This window comes from Lachnotalea sp. AF33-28 (assembly GCF_003477885.1).
GTDB lineage: Bacteria > Bacillota > Clostridia > Lachnospirales > Lachnospiraceae > AF33-28.
In genome coordinates this window covers 58,664-74,104 of sequence record NZ_QUEE01000005.1, presented here as the reverse complement: position 1 = coordinate 74,104, position 15,441 = coordinate 58,664, and the positions used below count along the sequence as shown (strand labels likewise).

The following is a 15,441-nucleotide window of genomic DNA, read 5'->3' as shown; positions in this document are numbered from 1 at the left end:
CAAATTTCTAATAATAAGTTATCGTTACCGTTTTTCCCATCTTTTCCGCCGTGACCTTCAGCTGCTCCACCAGGTGCTGCCGGATCCCCAGGTCGAAGGGCAGGTCCGGATTCTGGTGGGCCACATTGATTGCCTTTCCCACAAACAGGTTCAGGTCCGTGCAGTCCTCGATCAGCATCTTGGCCACCATGGAACCGCCGTTCTTCTTGTCCAGCTCCAGGAAAAATTTCTCGTTGATATTCTCGTCATTGGCGTAGCGTTTCATCAGGTTCACCGCGCGGTTTAACGTCAGCACGCCCTCGGTCACAAGCTCCAGCCCGTCAATATAAGCGATAGGCGGGATTTCCGGGTCCACATAGTCCAGCGTGGGTTTCAGCTTGCGTCCCAGCACACGGGACACGATATTGGCGCTGGTGCCGCCGCACACGATGCGTTTTGCCTCTCCTTCCATGAAGGAAGCCACCATCTGCCCGTCATCCTCAGCCTTTTTGGGCGGTCCGGTAAGCAGGTTCACCACCTTTCGGTCGATGATCCTCATGCAGGCCACCGTCGTATCGTCTCCGGGACGTCCCAGATAGAGGTCATCGCAGGCCTTCACCATCATGGCCGCCATACGGGAAGCGGATACGGTCAGCCGGTACTGCTTCACCGCGTACTCGGCGATCTCCTTCCAGTCCCAGCCGAAGTTGAGGATCATGCCCACGCCGGCATGGATCGTGCCGTCGCTCATGAGCAGAAAACAATCTCCTCTCTGCACACGGAACCGGTATTCGTTGATCTTCTTGCCCTCCAGCTCGCGGATATTGCTGGGGATCTCCATCAGCCTGCCGTCCCGCACAAAGATGCAGCCGGGATTGTCGAATTCCACCAGATAAGCGTCGCCATTGTGGAACACCTGCAGGATGCTGAAGGTGGCGTAAGCCACCTGGCGCACCTGGCAGACCGGAAGGGTCTGCACGATGGTTTCCACACATTCCTCCAGCGTGGCGCCGTTTAAGAACATGTTCCCCAGGATCTTGGAGGTCAGCGTGGCCAGTATATTGGCCTTCACACCGCTGCCCATGCCGTCCGCCAGAATCATGATATCGGAATCCGCAGTTTTAAGCAGCTCCACCTTGTCGCCGCAGAGTTCCTCCGTAAACTTGTTCAGACTCTTATATGCAACATCTACCGTAACCTGCATCTATCTGACCTCGCTTTCACTGCCCTCTTCCAGCAGGGAGCGGCAAAGCTTTGTTAAAGTGGTCTTGGTCTCGGCCGTAGTTTCCCCAAGCAGGCCCGCGATCTCCTGAGCCACCATCATCTGCCTGTGGATGACATTCTGAGCCAGCTCAATGGTATCCAGCTTTTTCTCATACTCCTGCTTCTGCTGTTCCTCTTCCTTGGTGATATCAATAAAGGTGGCGAGGACACAGTTTTCCTTTTCGATGTATACGATATTCTGCAGGGTAGACAGCCCGTATTCCTGATAGGTCACTTTCTTTCCGTGTATGTTCTGATGGGTATCAAATACCCACTGGAAATCGGAAGGATCGATGAACTCATACAGGTACATCTGGGTCGCTTCCGCCTTGGTCTTGCCGAAATACTTCTCTCCCACCGCGGAATACTCCAGGATCTTCATATCAGAATCCACGATCAGCACGATGTTGGGGGAAGTCTCCATAACCAGGTTGGACAGGGATTCCGCCTTGTCATGCATATAGGGGATGCACATGGTAAGCTCCGCCTTTTTCTGATATACGGCGATGGCTTTCTCACGGCAGGTGGAATAACCGCAGGCGCCGCAGTTCAGCTCGTGTTCGGGCTTTGTCTTGCCGATCTTGCGCAGAATCGCATCGATCTCCTCCACCGTAGGCATCGGATCTTTGGGTGAACGGTCCAGATATGCCTTATGGAAATTCAGGCCTTCGGCTCTCTCCTCATATACCTTGGTGTCCACCGGCTTTTTCTCTATGGTCTCCTCCATATCCAGCTTGACCTTAAAGCGGGATATGCTCTCATCGTTGACCGTAGGCCCTTTAATGCAGCCGCCGGAGCACATGTTCATCTCGATAAAGCAGCCCGATATCTCGCCGCGCACCATGCTCTTGCACAGATCGATGCAGTTGGTCATGCCATGGACATAGAACTTGCGGTATCCGTCGCCGCCCTTCTCCGTGGCCAGCACGGAATTAACCACCCCGTTTGTGATCGGATACAGACGGTTGACGGCCGGGTCCGGGCAGTCAAAGGGGATATCCTCACAGTCTTCGATCACGACCTGCTCATCCTCCAGCCAGCGGTTGATATCGTTGAAATTGAGCACAGCATCTATGTATCCCGCATGCCTTAAATCCTGAGCTTCTCTCTTTTTCGCGATACAGGGCCCTAAAAATACGACTTTGGTCTCCCTGCCGAATTCCTTCTTTAGAAGCTTCCCGTGGGCGATCATCGGAGATACCACAGGGGCCATAAAAGGGATCAGCTCCGGGTAATAGATCTCGATCAGCTCGTTCACGCTGGGACAGCAGGTGGTGATGATGTTCTCCATCTTTCCTTCCTGCAGAAGCTTCGCGTACTCTCCGGTCACATAAGCGGCTCCCTCCGAGGTTTCGCGCACCTGTGAAAACCCCAGCTTTTTAAGAGCCGCGTTTACCTGGCCGATCGTCTTATACTTAAGCAGTCCCATGTAGGACGGCGCGACGGATACCACCGTGGGAATGCCATCCCGTATGAACCCTTTCACCGTATCCAGATCGCTGATCAGCGTTTTTGCCGTCTGCGGACAGGCCTGGAGGCAGTGCCCGCACAGCACACACTTATCCGGCATGATCTCCGCCTGTTCATTTTTCACCATGATGGCTTTCACTTCACAGGTCCGCACACACTTGTAGCAGTGCTTGCATTTATTCGCGGCAAAATTAATAATATTCATCAGCCAAGCCTCCCGAGCACTTTTTCTTCAAAAAACGTTTCGGTATCTTCCGGTTTTAAAGAAAACAGTTCCCCGTCGACAGTTACACATACCCCTTTCACACAGTTTCCGGTGCAGAACGAACCGTTTAAGTCCACCTTTTCCTCAAGATGATTCTGACAGACCAGTTCCTGCAGCTTCTGGATAATTTCCCTGGAACCTTTCAGGTGGCAGGAGCTCCCAATACAAATTGTTACTGTCATGATAAATCCCTCCATCGTATGTAATAAAATATTCGGATTTTTCCGGTTTTTGCTTTCTCTATTATCTCATATTGTAGAATATTTATCAAGCGGATTGCCAGCGGGTTGCTGTACCATTTTCAGTGCAATGATAATTATTGTTCATGGGGGGATGCTTTTCCCGCCAGACTCCTGCTGCGTTATCGTATGCGCCATGAATGATAATTAGGGGGGACCTTATTTATGTGCGTATAAATGAGGGGGCTATGGGCTGCTTTTAGTTGAATGACTGGGTTATATGAGATACAATAAGTTATCTGATGTAAGGGAGGGATTGTTGTGAAGCTGCGGTTTGAATATCCTGGGATTGAATACAGTGTTGACAGTATTCTGGAATTTACCGGGGAAGAGTTAAGTGATTTTTGGAGCGGACCGTTTTTTCATTTTTTTCCGGATGTGGACAGGACTGCTTATATGGCTATGGATGAGGGACGCCGCAGAGATTATCTGACGGATTATTTTACGGCGTTTGAAGAGAAAAACATTGAGATGTTAAGGGAAAAGGCAGTTTTATATAATGAATACTGGATGAAATATGAGGATCAGATCACGGCGGCCCTGGAGGACGCTTTTGAAGTTGATCTGACGGATCTGTTCAATGATATGACCTGCATGATTACTTTTAATCCGGTCAGTCCCCGTTATCTTGAAAGCCATACGTTTGACAGTTTTTATCTGTCCAGTGAAAAGGGTGCGCTCGGTTCTGCCATTCATGAAATCATCCACTTTGTCTGGTTTTATGTCTGGCAGAGGACTTTTCGGGACGATGTAACGGAATACGAAACTCCGCATTTAAAGTGGATCTTCAGTGAAATGGCCGTGGAACCCGTGATGCGGGATGAACGCCTGGGTTCCATAAATCCCTATTATCTGCACAAAGCATGCGTGTATCCTTACTTTTATACACTGCTTATTGAAGGAAAGCCTGTTTTGGATACTCTGTATGAAATGTTTAGCTCCATGCGGATACAGGAATTTATGCAGGCGGGTTACCGGTTCTGCACCGATCATGAAGAGGAAATCCGGAAACATATGGAAGAGAGTGAGTCAGCATAAATAAGCGCCTTCGGAAGGCAGGCCGGGCCTGATATTAAATTTTCCATTCCTTCCGGTATGTAAGGCTCATCGTATGGTCCTCATGAAAATCAATGGGAAGCCATATATAGGAGCACCGTTCGAAATTGTCCGTGTTATGCCGTTCCGCCATATGTATGTAAAGGTCCTCCTTTCCCTCCACCTTAAAGATATAGGTGCTCTGGGAATGGAATGTGGTATGCGTATCGTCTCCCACGCAGGGATCCCCCATATCCTCCCATGGGCCGAACAGTTCCTTCGCACGGAAATACTTAGCCTGATTGGCTGCCCAGGAAGTCAGACCCGATGTGATCATATAATAATATCCGTCACGGTATACCAGCGCCGCGGCTTCCCTCCAGAAGGCCTTATCCAGCCTGCGGTACTGTGAAGTAAAGGACAGATAATCCTCCGACAGCTTTACGATGTGCTGGCACCGGTCTTCTCCCACCTGCCTGTCATAGATGAAATAGGCGCTGCCGTCCCGGTCCTTATATACGGTGCAGTCCCGCACCAACCCTTTATCGTCAATCGGGCGGGTATATCCAAGCCATTCATAGCGGCCGTTTACCGTATCGCACACGGCGACGCCGGCTTCCGCAGTTCCCTCCGTAAATCCGTGATCACCCGGGTATTTCACAAAATGGCACCACAGCACATACTTCTCCGTCTTTTCATTATAAATGATTTTGGGCCTCTCAAACCGCATCGGCGCATACAGATCGCTGGCCGGGTCCGCCGAGCAGGGAAGAATCACTCCCTCATAGCGCCAATGATACAGGTCTTTCGACGCATACATGACCACGCCCGTTGTGGTGGTCTGGCCGCCTTTTCCATCCCCTGCAAAGGGAAGCGGGCGCAGAGCCAGCCCATACCAGTGGTATACTCCGTCAACGTAGATCATCCCGCCGTCGCTGGCGTTGATTATCTCTCCCTCTTCATCGTGCCAGGGCACGAATTCATCCAGTTCTCCATGTTTGAAAACATCCATCCTGTTTTTCCTCATACTTTCCAATATACTGGCACAGCTTCATTCACATCAAATATATCATTGGAAACATCCTTTCCGCAATAACCGTTATTCAGGTTTACCGGACAATAAGTATGATTTTGTTACTGTTCACAGTTACCGCAGTCTTCCGGTGCGTCCCCAAGTTCCCGTATGATCAGATACCCTGCCGGCCCCAGCAGAAATCCGATCAGACCGAACAGCTTCAGCCCCACATACATGGCGATCAGCGTCTGCAGCGGTGAGATGCCGATCTTGTCTCCCATCACCCGCGCTTCCATGAATTCCCTCAGAAAATAGCAGATCAGATACGTGGTGGCAAGTCCAGCTGCCGTCAGATAGCTGCCGCTGAATATTGAGATAATCACCCAGGGGATGAATACAGTTCCGGTGCCAAAGATCGGCAGCGCGTCCAGCAGCCCGATGCCTATGCCGATCACAAGCGCATACTGATAACCCAGCAGCCACAGGCCGATCACACAGATGCAGGCGGTCAGCGTCATGATCACCAGCTGGGATTTCAGATAAGCGCTGCCCACCCTGCCCAGTTTCCTGGAGAGCATTGTTATCTCTTCGCGAAAAAGGGACTTATTGATCTTTCGGTTAAATTCATCTTTCTCTCCGGTGATCAGTATGCTGGAGATCACCACAATCACCGAGATGGCAGAGATGTTGATGACCCATTTTGCCAGGTTCATGGAGTTGTCCATCACAAATGGCAGCGCCTGATCCCGCACCTTGGCTCCCGCGGCGTCTCCCATCTCATAGACCGTATGGATCAGGCTGTCCGTCTCCAGATGCAGCAGCTTTTCCAGCTCGCTGCAGCAGTCCTTTACCCAGAAATCCACATACCGCATATATGCGGGCAGGTGTTCGGAAAGAGCAATGAGCTGACGGATCAGGTTCTGAAGCAGAAACCACAGCCCGATTCCCACCGTGCCGCCCAGCAAAAGCAGCATGAGCACCGCGCCGACCGGCTTTTTCAGATGAAATTTTTTATGAAGCCATAATACCGGCTTTTCTATCATTTTTGCCAGCAGAAAAGCAAGTAAAAAAGGAATTACCAGCGGCAGCAGATATCTGAAGGAAACGTAGACCGCCGCGGTAACTCCTATTAAAAATATTGCTCTCTTCTGTTTCTCATTCAAAGGCATATCCATGGAATTCACCTGTTTTTATGATTCGTACATATTTGTCTCTTTCGTACACACATTATTATGGACAGGATTCCTTTGATTATACATGCTCACACTTTAAACCTATATCCAACTCCCCAGATCGTCTCAATATACTGCGGCTTGGCCGTATTAAATTCGATCTTCTCACGGATCTTCTTGATATGCACGGTAACCGTCGCAATGTCGCCGATGGACTCCATGTCCCAGATCTTATTAAAGAGCTCTTCCTTCGTAAATACATGGTTGGGATTCTGGGCTAAGAAGGTCAGCAGATCGAATTCCTTGGTCGTAAACTGCTTCTCCTCCCCGTTGACATAGACTCTTCTGGCCGTCTTGTCGATCTTGAGGCCGCGGATCTCAATGATCTCGTTCTCCACCGTGGTGCTGCCGATCAGCCTCTCATAACGGGCCAGATGGGCCTTCACCCTGGCTACCAGCTCGCTGGGGCTGAAGGGTTTGGTAATGTAATCGTCCGCTCCAAGTCCCAGGCCTCTGATCTTATCAATGTCATCCTTCTTGGCGGAAACCATCAGGATCGGTGTGTTTTTCACCTTTCTGACGCGCTTGCAGATCTCGAATCCGTCCACCTCCGGCAGCATCAGATCCAGTATGAACAGATCAAACTCCTCTTTCAGAGCCCTCTCAAGTCCCACTTTTCCGTTGGTTTCAATCTCCACATCAAAGCCGCTAAGCTCCAGATAATCCTTCTCCAGCTCCGCTATGCTCTCCTCATCCTCAATAATCAGTAATCTACTCATTGTTATTTTCTACCTCCTGGTATTTTCTCATCACAAAATGCATAACCGTTCCTGTATTCTCCCGGCTGGTAGCCCAGATCCTGCCGCCATGATCCTCAATGATCTTGCGAACGATGGATAGGCCGATGCCGCTGCCGCCTTTGGAAGAATTTCTGGAAGAGTCAGCCCGGTAAAAGCGGTCAAACACATAGGGCAGATCCTTCTGGGCGATTCCTCTGCCGTTATCCTCTATCTCCACCTGAATAAAATCCCCGATATCCTTGATCCGGATATTGATGATGCCCTTTTTCTTATCCAGGTATTTGACGCTGTTGCTGATAATGTTGTTGATCACCCGCTTGAGCTGTTCCGCGTCGGCGATGATCACCACATCGTCGCCGGTATAGTTGAAATAGCCCAACTCAATTCCCTTTGCCTCCAGATCCAGGCCCACCTCTTCAATGCAGTCCTTAAAATAGCTGTTCACATTGATCTTCTTAAAGGTATAAGGGATGCGGTTCGTATCGATCTTGCTGTAAAAGGTCAGTTCATCGATGAGCTTATCCATATCGTTGGCCTTATTATATATGGTACGAATGTATTTATCCAGCTTCTCCGGGGAGGATGCCACTCCGTCCATGATGCCCTCGCAGTAACCCTTGATGGCCGTGATCGGGGTTTTCAGGTCATGGGAAATATTGCTGATCAGCTCTTTGTTTTCCTTGTCATAGGCCAGCTTCTCCTCCGCGTTGTCCTTCAGGCGTTCCCGCATGGCCTCAAAGTCCATACAGATCTGGCCGATCTCGTCCTTCTCCTTGATTTCCATGGAAAAGTCAAGATTGCCCTCCTTGATCTCCTTGGTTGCCTTCTGCAGCTGGCTTAACGGCCGCAGAATGGAACCGTAGATCCACATCGTGAGCATCACCGCCGTAAACAGCAGGATCATGACCACCGCGACCACCATATCCGCGAACATGGTCTTGGCCTCCGGCAGTATGCCCCCCACCGGCGTTACAAAGAAAGCCGAGCCGTCCGAACCGTCCGCAAAGCGGAAATCATGCTGCTTCACCAGACATTGGGTGGCCTTGCCCGTATAGAGGCTGCCGCCGGTGGCGGCATCCGCCTCCCCATAATCCGGCAGCTGGTCAAGCAGGCCGTCAGGCAGGTGTTCCTTTCCGATGTATATAAAATCCGCTCCCTTTCGCACCATCAGATAGGAGTGTTTCATCGAAAGCTCTTCGTTGAGGTTCTTCCAATACTCCAAGGTTTCCAGGTTTTCCGGCTCGCTGTATATGGTATTGAGCAGTTCCTCCTGGCTCTTCTGGGTAAGGGAATCAAATATCTGTATGGACGCGCCGGTGAAAAGGTTCTGGCCGCTGTTGATGCCATAGGTTTTCTCTATCGCCTTCGCCTGATAGGTGGTCAGCATCATAACCGACATATAAAACAGCAGCGCCGGCACCAGCACAATCGTAAAAAACGCTATTAACAGCCTGGTTCTTAATTTCATAAATGATCGAATCTCCATTCCGCAGACATACTTAGTACAAATGCAGATTTATCCAGCATGGTATACTGTATTAGAATTATAGCATAGCTTTCCCTGTTTTACATAAAAACTGTGGTAAAAATTATAAACTTTTCATAAAAGCTCACAAAAATAATCCCCGGAAAAGGCATGAACATCCATGCCCTCTCCGGGGAAATCCTATCCGATCCACCGTATTGATCCGTTAAATCTCACTCCAGCTTCAGCCGGCGGATTTTATCCGCTCCGGCGGCGATATACTGGTCGTCCGAAACATACACCAGCTTTGACAGCGATTTATCCAGCGCTCCCTGATACTTTACATTCCCTTTGATATCCCTGATCGTACATTCCGATTCATTATAGATAAGCAGGGTATCCCCGGAAAATTCTGCATGGGTATAGCGCATGTTCATGGGCCTGTGAAACAGCAAAGTCCCGCTGCCATTATAGACGTACAGCTCATAGGCCTGTCCGTTTTCATTGCTGTCCGTGATGACGCCCAGGTACTTTTTGTTGGTAAATACGCTCCGGATCTCAGACTCAAAGGTCACAGAACCTTTCAGCGCCGGCGATGTCTCATTTTTGGTGGAATAGAAATCAATGCCGCCATCGGTGATCACGCAGGCTTCCGTATCGGTCATGAATTCCACCTGGCCGATCATGGTCTCCTTGTAGTGCTCAAAGCCTCCCACCAGCTTGTCCTGCACATCCTTGCCCACCGATGAATAGTTGTAAAAGATCACTTTGTTCAGTATGGTTCCCTGATTCAGATAGACATAGGACGCGGCGAGCAGGTGTCCGTTGGGCGAAAGGCTGATATCCGTCGGATATCCGTTGCTGGACAGCAGGGTCCTGACTTCCATATCCATTTGGCGGCCGCTCTTGTCAAAAAAGCGGATGTAATTGGCCTCCGTATCCTCCAATATCGCGGCGGCCATACCCTGCCCCGCTATGGTCACCCTCGAGATCGGCAGAGTGGTGCCTGCCGAACCAGTAATGCCTTCGGTGCTGAAAATATACATCGTGTAGCCGCGCCGGTCCGCCACGATGCCGAAATCTCCGCAGGTTTCCACCACAGGGGATTTCATCTCATATCCCTGCGTCCACACCGTCTCACCGTTTCTGTTTATGTAGGAGATGCCGTCCCTGTTGAATTTCAGCATATTATCCCCAAAGTCCGCATACTCGGTCAGGTTGCCTTCAGCCAGATCCTTTTCCCACATGACCTGATAGGTGGCGTACTGACGGCTGCCGCGCCGGAAGATGAAGACCGCCCCAATGGCGGCCAGCGCAATCACAGCCCCCATCAGTATGAGCCTGCGCAGGCGCCTGTGCCGTTTCAGCGACTTATCATAGCCGTCTTCCCTTTCCGGCTCCTCCTCATATTCCTCTTCCAGCTCGTCCTCTTCATCCGTCAGGTTCTTATTCTCTATAATGCCTTTTCTCAGATTGCGCTTCTGGCGCTCTCGGAAGTAATCATTCGAATTTCCCACATTTTCCTCCATTGCCCTGCCATTCAGGCGTGCCTTCCAAATACGGCGGCCGCCGCAGGCCTTTTTCACATTTTAGAGCCTGGAATGCACGATGTCAATAAGGAAAAACAATATACATCCAAATATAAATCTGCCGTGTTACTTTACATCTGCCGTACCCCTGACGGCATCAGGGCAGCGTCAGTTCCTGCCCCACATAGAGGAAATCAGGATTGGTGATCCCGTTGGCGTCGCAGAGCGCCTGCACATGCTTATCGTCACCGTAGATCTTCTTGCTGATAATGCTTAACGTGTCGCCGGACTGAACTATGTAGGTGGATACCGCTGCCGCTTCCGTGGCCGGCGGCGTCTCGGGGGCATTCGTTTCCGGAGGGGCTGTCTGTTCCGGCTGGGGGTCCGGCGCCTGTGTTTCGGGTGCCTCTGTAGGCGCTTCTGTGGGAGTTTCCGTCGAAGGCGCCTCTGTCGGGAACACATTTCCAGGCACTTCCTCTATCACCACTCCCTGGCTCTCACCGGGCTGGCCCTGCGTAGAAGGCGCGGATTCTCCGGAGCTTCCCCCGCTTTCAGATATACCGCTTCCGGATACGGAAGTCCCGGAACCGGAAGGAAATGTCTGTTCCACATTGTCGGAAAAAACAGCCTCCAGCTTATTGTTCTTAAGCATATAGCTGCCTGTCACCACAGCCGTAGCGAGCAGCAGCATGGCAGCGCTGGCCGCAAAGCCGGAGGATTTTCTCTGCTGCGACTTCTCCTTCTGCTGCTGCATTACGCTCCGGAAATTCTGCATGACCGGCTCTTCTTTCGGTTCCTCAATATGGCGCTGCGGATTGACTGAAATCAGATAATCCTGCATCTGCTCATTGCGTTCATAATAGATATTAAAGCCTTTCAGCTTTTCAAAAGAGCTGATCCTGCCCAGATAGAAATTCTCTTCCTCATTTTCCCTGTACAAAAACAGGACTTTATCTCCGCCGCGGAAATACATGTCATGGGTAGAAAACAGGGTTCTAAGATCAGCCTCTTCCTCCTCTCTGCAGCAATAAAACCAGCCGCAGATCGCCCTTTGGGGGAAAAACTTGTCCAGCTTATCGTAAACGGCCGCCCATGTCATCTCATTGATGCGGACCGCGCCTTCCTCCATATAACTTCCGTATACTTCCAGGGCTCCGTTAATAAACAGATACGGCCGCTCCGTCTCCGCCTGTCTGGTTCCTACCAAAATGCCGACACGGGGCTTCTCGTCTGATCCCACTTTCAGCCTTCTGATATAAGTATTCACGTAATCTTCCATGTATATTTTGACTTTCTCTTCCCGTTCCCCTATCTGGCGTATGTTCTTTGGTAACTTTATTTCCTCTGCCATAACATCACCTCGCCGACCCAAATGGATACTCTTACCTTCCATATTAGCACGGGAGAAACGCAAATCTTGTCAATTCCTGGAAGCTTCCAGACAAAAGTTTTCGACAGCGCCGATTCCCCGGCAGATGCAGTCCGCCATCTCCATCACCATGGACAGTCTGGTGTTCTGCAACATCAAGGGTTCAAATCTGCCGCAGGCCCCAACTATGCCGGTAATAAAGATGTCTCCTACCTCTGCCAGATCCTTGCTCACGCCAAGTCCGGGCTTTATTGACCCTCTGCCCAGCGTGATGCACCCGATATGTTCCCGCTTGCCTACCGATGCATCGATTGCCACCACGATGCTGTCGCTGAATTCCGTTTCGATCTGTGTAAGCGCCTCCTCCAGATTTACTGCGTGTACGGGATAGGTCAGTGTGCCGAGGACTGCTGTGGACAGGCCGCTTTCCTTCTGCAGCATATATCCGATCAGAGGGCCCAGGCTGTCGCCTGTAGACCTGTCACTCCCGATACATAGGTACAGCACATCCTCTTTCTTCTCTTCCCGCCTGATATCTTCAATCAGTTCTGATAATTCTTTTCCAAATGCATCCGGACAAAATGCGCTGCCTGCCGGATAGTAGGATATTTCTTTCACATTCATATACTCACCTGCTTCACTCCCGCGGCGTCGCGCCGCAAGGTATGGATTTGGTTTTAATTATTGCCCAATTTTATCTCCGTATACCAATATCCATATTCTCCTGCAGGCAGATAATTCTCAAAGCCGAACATGGCCGCCATAAATTTCTCACTGTTATGATTAAGCCCCGGCACTCCAAGGATGCAGGTGCCGCCCAGGCGGGCAAGTATCAGGTGGCGGTACTGATAATACCCATGCAGCAGAAAGCTGTTATTGCCAAAGATCCAGGTCTCCCGGGGGAGCAACCCGATATCCTGCGGCTGAATCTGCATGACCTCCCATACCCCGGCATCGCTGCGGATCGCCCTTTTGGGAAATCTTTTTGCCAGGCGGTTCCACATGGCGTCCCCGCTTTCCGACCGGCCGGCTCCAAACCTTATCTCGCCGTGCTTTATGCCGTCTGTGTTCGCTGCCGCATCATTTCTGTCTGTTTCCGGCGCGCCATCTGCGTCCGAACGTATCTCCTCCACGATTTTGCGGTCAGATGTCCCGGAAGCCTCTTCTTGTATGTAATCTGCTGTTTCGGATTCCTCCTGCCCGGAAGCAGCCGCCCCGGGAGCCTGCTTCTGCTCAAAGGCAGTCCGGATCTCTTCCTCCACCCCTAATTCCACCGGATCAGACGCGGTTACCGTCTCCGGTTCCAGCCGGACCCCGCTCTCATATCCGTACACACTTTCAACGTCTTTTACCGCACCTTCCGCCGGCTCCTCTGTTCGGATCAGCTCCACAGGCGGTTCCTCTGCAGGAAACAGGATGCGTATCTTGCTGTCTCTGTTTGTGCTGCTTTGAACTGTCTCCACGCTTTCCGGCTCCTGCAGCACGGTCTCAGCTGCGGATACCTCCGCAGCCCGCAGAAATCCCTGTCCCGGCGTCGTATGCGGCCGCTCCCCCCGGTCTGGCCGGCCGCCTGCTAAGGCAGGCTCATCCTGGAATTTGGAGGTCCAGATCGGCTTGTCGTCCCACGCTGTTATATACATGGTTTTCGTCACACCGGCGCTCTTAATCACCAGCCCGTTCATTCCTGACAGCCCGACTCCGCTGCCGCCCATATCGTTCTCTTTTCCTTCATAGCGGAATTCTCCCATACCGCTCCTAAGCAGTACCTGCCCCAAAGGGATCTTCTTTATATTTTCTTTGTCCCGGCAAAATCCGCATACCATCAGGGGGCCTGCCGCGCTGCCATAAGCCCCTTTCAAACTGATCAGCAGCTTGCACTGCCCATTTCTTGCTTCCACTTTGGCGAATCCCACATTTTTATTTTTTACCTCTCCGTTATAGGCATATATGTAGGAAACAAATCTCTGATATTCAGACATGCTATCACTCCCCTTTATGTCTATTTTATGTGCATGGGTACGCAGACATTCTTAAAATCACTGTAAAAGAACCAAAAATTGTACCAATTTACCTTGTTCGCGCCCTGGAAACATGTTATGCTGATAATAACGAAAAAAGGCCGCGCAGATTGGCTGCGGCCTACTACATATCAGGAGGGGAAATAATGAGAATTTACAGAGCAAAAGACTACAGCGATATGAGCAGAAAAGCTGCCAACATAATTTCCGCACAGGTGATTATGAAACCTGACTGTGTGCTGGGACTGGCTACGGGCTCCACCCCCATCGGCGCTTATAAACAGCTGATCGAATGGTACCGCAAGGGTGATCTGGATTTTTCCGAGGTAAGAAGTGTAAATCTGGACGAATACAGAGGGCTGCCCAGGGAGAATGACCAGAGCTATTACTATTTCATGTATCATAACTTTTTTAAAGATATCAATATCTCCATGGACAACACCAACATCCCGGACGGCACCGAGCCCGATGCGGACAAGGAATGCGCCCGGTACAACCATGTCATCGAATCGCTGGGCGGCATCGACCTGCAGCTGCTGGGACTCGGCCACAACGGCCATATCGGTTTTAATGAACCTTCCGATGCATTTGAAAAGCTGACTCACTGCGTGGATCTGACCGAGAGCACGATCGAAGCGAACAAGCGATTTTTTGAGAAGGCCGAGGATGTGCCGAGACAGGCGTATACCATGGGAATACAGAACATCATGCAGGCCAGAAAGATCCTGCTCATCGTCAGCGGCGAAAGCAAAGCAAAAATCCTTAAGGATGTGCTCTGCGGTCCGGTGACTCCCAACGTGCCCGCATCCGTTCTGCAGCTGCACAATGATGTGATTGTTGTGGCGGATGAAGCTGCACTTTCCCTGATGTAAACGCGGGCCTGCGGTTATAAATCGCAGAGTTTCCACCATATAGCCTTTCCACCATATAGCCGGGGCTGTCGCACTAAAAATAGTGCTGCAGCCCCTTTACCGTGCATAAATCATATAAAAATTTATGCATGCAAAGGGGCTGTCTGCTCATAAATGCCGCTATTTTTCTATATCTTCCCAACGGGAGCTATATATATTACGAATTCGCTGTCGTTGTCATAAGACGGACCGGTGGGGAGGTTTAGGAGTTCATCGGCGAGAGGCTGTTCATAGGCACCGATGGCACAGGTTCCGCAGCCGACGGCCTCGCAGGCCAGATACAGATTCTCGCAGGAATGGCCCGCGTCCAGAAGTATATACTTCTGTGCTTTTGCCTGATATCTCCACTCGCTGCGGTATGGCACCGCAGTCCAGAAAAAGGTCGCGGGAGCGGTCCCCACGAATGCCTGGCCGCAGCAGGCCGCGGTCACGCGGTTCTCCTGATCCTCCACCTCTCCCAGATATTCCAGCTTATGCTCCAGGGCCAGATAATGGTACAGCCCGCGCGACAGCCCTTCCACCCCGGTCACAAATACATAGAGTTCCAGCGGATGTCTGGCTCCGGCGGACGGCACGGTGCGCAGCGTGGCGTGGTTCTTTTTGCCGATCACTTTCTTAACGCCCAGGCTGGACCATAAAAGAAAGGCCAGCTCCTTAAGGCTTAGCGGCCCGTCTGCGTACTGACGGCGGCTGGTTCTCTGCTCCAGCACATCCATGATATCGCGCTTTGTCAAAATATCCTCAAAATCCCTGGGCAGCGATATGACCGGGCTTCCCGGACAGGCTTTATCGAGCGCAGGCTGTGGCAGTCCGCTCTCCTGATCGGTGACTTCGTCATCGGCGTCCGCATCGGTATATCCCTTCATAACTTCCCTCTGCTCCATGATCCGCAGTTTCATCTTATCTTCCAT

14 protein-coding genes are annotated in these 15,441 nt (G+C 51.1%); 2 read left to right on the top strand and 12 right to left on the bottom strand.

Going from position 1 to position 15,441, the window contains the following annotated elements:
* Positions 1–7: 7 nt before the first annotated feature.
* From DWZ56_RS08620 to DWZ56_RS08610, 3 genes are read right to left on the bottom strand one after another with little or no spacing between them, the layout of a single operon-like run.
* Entirely contained in the window at positions 8–1,183 is a 1,176-nt protein-coding gene (locus tag DWZ56_RS08620; RefSeq protein ID WP_118556069.1) for a SpoIIE family protein phosphatase, read from the bottom strand.
* A complete protein-coding gene (locus DWZ56_RS08615; RefSeq protein ID WP_118556067.1) occupies positions 1,184–2,917 on the bottom strand; it encodes a [Fe-Fe] hydrogenase large subunit C-terminal domain-containing protein in 1,734 nt (577 codons plus the stop codon). It abuts the gene before it with no gap.
* Positions 2,917–3,159 carry a (2Fe-2S) ferredoxin domain-containing protein gene (locus tag DWZ56_RS08610; protein WP_118556065.1) on the bottom strand — a complete coding sequence of 81 codons (243 nt, stop codon included), beginning with the start codon at positions 3,157–3,159 and terminating at the stop codon, positions 2,917–2,919. The genes DWZ56_RS08615 and DWZ56_RS08610 overlap by 1 nt, the downstream gene beginning before the upstream one ends.
* Before the next feature lie 318 nt (positions 3,160–3,477).
* Here DWZ56_RS08610 and DWZ56_RS08605 point away from each other — a divergent pair, with 318 nt between their 5' ends.
* Positions 3,478–4,254, top strand: coding sequence for a hypothetical protein (locus tag DWZ56_RS08605; RefSeq protein ID WP_118556063.1), 777 nt, complete (start codon positions 3,478–3,480; stop codon positions 4,252–4,254).
* A 34-nt stretch (positions 4,255–4,288) separates the two neighbouring features.
* On the opposite strand, the gene DWZ56_RS08600 is transcribed toward DWZ56_RS08605, so the two are convergent.
* The 8 genes from DWZ56_RS08600 to DWZ56_RS08565 all read right to left on the bottom strand — a co-directional run bounded on the left by DWZ56_RS08600 (position 4,289) and on the right by DWZ56_RS08565 (position 13,580).
* Positions 4,289–5,263, bottom strand: coding sequence for a family 43 glycosylhydrolase (locus DWZ56_RS08600; protein WP_158584502.1), 975 nt, complete (start codon positions 5,261–5,263; stop codon positions 4,289–4,291).
* A gap of 122 nt (positions 5,264–5,385) precedes the next feature.
* On the bottom strand, positions 5,386–6,441 hold the full coding sequence (gene ytvI / locus DWZ56_RS08595) for a sporulation integral membrane protein YtvI (RefSeq protein WP_118556059.1): 1,056 nt from the start codon (positions 6,439–6,441) through the stop codon (positions 5,386–5,388).
* A gap of 86 nt (positions 6,442–6,527) precedes the next feature.
* The gene (locus DWZ56_RS08590; protein ID WP_118556057.1) at positions 6,528–7,217 is read right to left on the bottom strand and encodes a response regulator transcription factor; all 690 of its coding nucleotides are present in this window, start codon (positions 7,215–7,217) and stop codon (positions 6,528–6,530) included.
* The gene (locus tag DWZ56_RS08585) at positions 7,210–8,706 is read right to left on the bottom strand and encodes a sensor histidine kinase (protein WP_118556055.1); all 1,497 of its coding nucleotides are present in this window, start codon (positions 8,704–8,706) and stop codon (positions 7,210–7,212) included. The genes DWZ56_RS08590 and DWZ56_RS08585 overlap by 8 nt, the downstream gene beginning before the upstream one ends.
* Positions 8,707–8,936: 230 nt before the next feature.
* Positions 8,937–10,220: a DUF5711 family protein gene (locus DWZ56_RS08580; RefSeq protein ID WP_147369401.1), complete on the bottom strand. Its 1,284-nt coding sequence runs from the start codon at positions 10,218–10,220 to the stop codon at positions 8,937–8,939.
* Between the two features lie 169 nt (positions 10,221–10,389).
* Positions 10,390–11,583 (bottom strand): LysM peptidoglycan-binding domain-containing protein, encoded by a 1,194-nt coding sequence (locus tag DWZ56_RS08575; protein WP_158584501.1) that lies wholly within the window; start codon positions 11,581–11,583, stop codon positions 10,390–10,392.
* 69 nt (positions 11,584–11,652) lie between these two features.
* A complete protein-coding gene (gene yyaC / locus DWZ56_RS08570; protein ID WP_118556049.1) occupies positions 11,653–12,225 on the bottom strand; it encodes a spore protease YyaC in 573 nt (190 codons plus the stop codon).
* Between the two features lie 53 nt (positions 12,226–12,278).
* The gene (locus tag DWZ56_RS08565; RefSeq protein WP_118556047.1) at positions 12,279–13,580 is read right to left on the bottom strand and encodes a hypothetical protein; all 1,302 of its coding nucleotides are present in this window, start codon (positions 13,578–13,580) and stop codon (positions 12,279–12,281) included.
* Positions 13,581–13,765: 185 nt separating this feature from the next.
* On the opposite strand from DWZ56_RS08565, the gene nagB reads away from it, so the two are divergent.
* A complete protein-coding gene (gene nagB, locus DWZ56_RS08560; protein WP_118556045.1) occupies positions 13,766–14,491 on the top strand; it encodes a glucosamine-6-phosphate deaminase in 726 nt (241 codons plus the stop codon).
* A 167-nt stretch (positions 14,492–14,658) separates the two neighbouring features.
* Here the strand turns inward: nagB and DWZ56_RS08555 are convergent, their stop codons facing one another.
* Entirely contained in the window at positions 14,659–15,441 is a 783-nt protein-coding gene (locus DWZ56_RS08555; protein ID WP_243095152.1) for a SagB/ThcOx family dehydrogenase, read from the bottom strand.

Coding starts and splice junctions, on each gene's coding strand:
- DWZ56_RS08620 (WP_118556069.1), bottom strand. CDS start 1,183: ATGCAGGTTACGGTAGATGTTGCATATAAGAGTCTGAACAAGTTTACG.
- DWZ56_RS08615 (WP_118556067.1), bottom strand. CDS start 2,917: ATGAATATTATTAATTTTGCCGCGAATAAATGCAAGCACTGCTACAAG.
- DWZ56_RS08610 (WP_118556065.1), bottom strand. CDS start 3,159: ATGACAGTAACAATTTGTATTGGGAGCTCCTGCCACCTGAAAGGTTCC.
- DWZ56_RS08600 (WP_158584502.1), bottom strand. CDS start 5,263: ATGGATGTTTTCAAACATGGAGAACTGGATGAATTCGTGCCCTGGCAC.
- ytvI (WP_118556059.1), bottom strand. CDS start 6,441: ATGGATATGCCTTTGAATGAGAAACAGAAGAGAGCAATATTTTTAATA.
- DWZ56_RS08590 (WP_118556057.1), bottom strand. CDS start 7,217: ATGAGTAGATTACTGATTATTGAGGATGAGGAGAGCATAGCGGAGCTG.
- DWZ56_RS08585 (WP_118556055.1), bottom strand. CDS start 8,706: ATGAAATTAAGAACCAGGCTGTTAATAGCGTTTTTTACGATTGTGCTG.
- DWZ56_RS08575 (WP_158584501.1), bottom strand. CDS start 11,583: ATGGCAGAGGAAATAAAGTTACCAAAGAACATACGCCAGATAGGGGAA.
- yyaC (WP_118556049.1), bottom strand. CDS start 12,225: ATGAATGTGAAAGAAATATCCTACTATCCGGCAGGCAGCGCATTTTGT.
- DWZ56_RS08565 (WP_118556047.1), bottom strand. CDS start 13,580: ATGTCTGAATATCAGAGATTTGTTTCCTACATATATGCCTATAACGGA.
- nagB (WP_118556045.1), top strand. CDS start 13,766: ATGAGAATTTACAGAGCAAAAGACTACAGCGATATGAGCAGAAAAGCT.
- DWZ56_RS08555 (WP_243095152.1), bottom strand. CDS start 15,441: ATGGAAGATAAGATGAAACTGCGGATCATGGAGCAGAGGGAAGTTATG.